At 65.8% G+C, this 2,893-nt stretch carries 1 protein-coding gene; it reads left to right on the top strand.

Features of this window, described 5'->3' with window-relative positions:
- The coding region (locus tag AC1DOC_RS27435; protein WP_478130895.1) for a VCBS domain-containing protein at positions 1-2,893 on the top strand (2,893 nt) is incomplete at both ends.

The following is a 2,893-nucleotide window of genomic DNA, read 5'->3' as shown; positions in this document are numbered from 1 at the left end:
GACCAGGGTCAATCGAACTTCGCGCCTCAAGCGAGCACCGCTGGCAGCAACGGCCACGGCAGCTTCACGCTGGCGGCCGATGGCAGCTGGACCTATACGGCCGACAACAGCCAGAGCGCGATTCAGCAGCTTGGTGCAGGTCAATCAATCAGCGACAGCTTCACCGCGGTGTCGTCGGATGGCACCGCCAGCGAGGTGGTGACCGTGACGATTACCGGCACCAACGACGTGCCGGTGATCGGTGGAGTCGCCACCGGCGCGGTGAGCGAGGATGCCTCGACGCCGAACCTGAGCACCAGTGGTGCGCTGACGATTGCCGATGTCGACCAGGGTCAATCGAACTTCGCGCCACAAGCGAGCACTGCCGGCAGCAATGGCTACGGCAGCTTCAACTTGCTGGCTGATGGCAGCTGGAGCTACACGGCCGACAACAGCCAGGCAGCGGTCCAGCAGTTGGGTGCCGGCGAGTCGATCAGCGACAGTTTCACTGCAGTCTCGTCCGATGGAACGGCCAGCCAGCTCGTGACGGTGACGATCACCGGGACCAACGACGTGCCGGTGATCGGCGGCGTCGCCAGCGGCGCGGTGACCGAGGATGCCTCGACACCAAACCTGAGCACCGGCGGTGCGTTAACGATTGCCGATGTCGACCAAGGCCAGTCCAGCCTCACAGCCCAGGCCGGCACTGCCGGCAGCAACGGCTACGGCAGCTTCAACTTGCTGGCTGATGGCACTTGGGCCTACACGGCCGACAACAGCCAAAGCGCGATCCAGCAGCTGGGTGCCGGCCAGTCGCTCAGCGACAGCTTTACTGCCGTCTCGTCCGATGGAACGGCCAGCCAACTCGTGACGGTGACCATCACCGGGACCAACGATGTGCCGGTGATCGGCGGCGTCGCCAGCGGCGCGCTGAGCGAGGATGACTCGACTCCGAACCTGAGCACCGGCGGTGCGTTGACGATCGCCGATGTCGACCAAGGCCAGTCCAGCTTCACAGCCCAGGCCGGCACAGCCGGCAGCAACGCCTATGGCAGCTTCACGCTCGCGGCCGACGGCAACTGGATCTACACCGCCGACAACAGCCAGGCAGCGATCCAGCAACTGGGTGCCGGGGAGTCGCTCAGCGACAGCTTCACCGCAGTGTCCTTCGACGGCACGGCCAGCCAACTCGTGACAGTGACGATCACTGGCACCAACGATGTACCTGTGATTGGTGGTGTCGCCACCGGCGCGGCGAGCGAGGATGCCTCGACGCCGAACCTGAGCACCGGTGGCGCGCTGACGATCGCCGATGTGGATGCGGGCCAGTCGAACTTCGCGCCTCAAGCAAGCACCGCCGGCAGCGGCGGCTACGGCAGCTTCACGCTGGCGGCCGACGGCACTTGGACTTATGCGGCCGACAACAGCCAGGCAGCGATCCAGCAGTTGGGCGCCGGCGAGGCGATCAGCGACAGTTTCACGGCGGTGTCGTTCGATGGGACGGCCAGCCAACTCGTGACTGTGACCATCACCGGGACCAATGACGTTCCGGTGATTGGCGGCGTAGTCAGCGGCGCGGTACAAGAAGACGTTGCGGTGTCCGGTGGCAGCCTCGCGGCCAGTGGGGCGCTGACGATCGCCGATGTGGATGCCGGCCAGTCGAACTTTGCGCCTCAAGCGAGCACTGCCAGCAGCAATGGCTATGGCAGCTTCACGCTCGCGGCCGGCGGCACTTGGACTTATGCGGCTGACAACAACCAAAGCACGATCCAGCAACTTGGCGTCGGTCAATCGATCAGCGACAGCTTCACCGCCGTGTCCTCTGACGGCACGGCCAGCCAGCTCGTGACCGTGACCATTGCCGGGACCAACGATGTACCGGTGATCGGTGGCGTTGCCACCGGCGCGGTGAGCGAGGATGCCTCGACGCCGAACCTGAGCACCAGTGGTGCGCTGACGATTGCCGATGTCGACCAGGGTCAGTCCAACTTCACGCCCCAGGCCGGCACCACCGGCGGCAACGGCTACGGCAATTTCACGCTGGCGGCCGATGGCAGCTGGACCTACACGGCCAACAACAGCCAGGCGGCGATCCAGCAGTTGGGCGCCGGCGAGTCGGTCAGCGATAGCTTCACTGCTGTGTCGTCCGACGGTACGGCCAGCCAGCTCGTGACGGTGACGATCACTGGCACCAATGACGTGCCGGTCATCGGCGGCGTCGCCAGCGGCGCGGTGCAAGAAGATATTGCGGTGGCGGGGGGCAGCCTCGCGGCCAGCGGGGCGTTGACGATCGTCGATGTAGATGCCGGCCAGTCGAACTTCGCGCCCCAAGCGAGTGCCGGCGGCAGCAACGGCTACGGCAGCTTCACATTGGCGGCCGACGGCAACTGGAGCTACAMGGCCGACAACAGCCAGGCAGCAATCCAACAGCTGGCCGCAGGTCAATCGCTCAGCGACAGTTTCACGGCAGTGTCGTCCGATGCGACGGCCAGCCAGGTGGTGACGGTGACCATTACCGGGACCAACGATGTGCCGGTCATCGGCGGCGTCGCCAGCGGCGCGGCGCAAGAAGATATTGCGGTGGCGGGGGGCAGCCTTGCGGCCAGCGGCGCGCTGACGATCGCCGATGTGGATGCAGGACAGTCCAGTTTTGCAGCCCAGGCCGGCACCGCCGGCAGCAATGGCTACGGCAGTTTCGCGCTGGCAACCGACGGCAACTGGACCTACACGGCCGACAACAGCCAAAGCGCGATCCAGCAGCTGGGCGCGGGTCAATCGATCAACGACAGGTTCACCGCGGTGTCGTCGGATGGCACCGCCAGCCGGGTGGTGACCGTGACCATTACCGGGACCAACGACGTGCCGGCGATCGGTGGCGTGGCCAGCGGGGCGGTGAGCGAGGACGCCTCGACAC

The sequence above is a fragment of the Variovorax sp. 01T439_2 genome (assembly GCF_056398445.1).
Note: the sequence above shows the minus strand (reverse complement) of the source record. Positions and strands in the feature narration are given on the sequence as shown.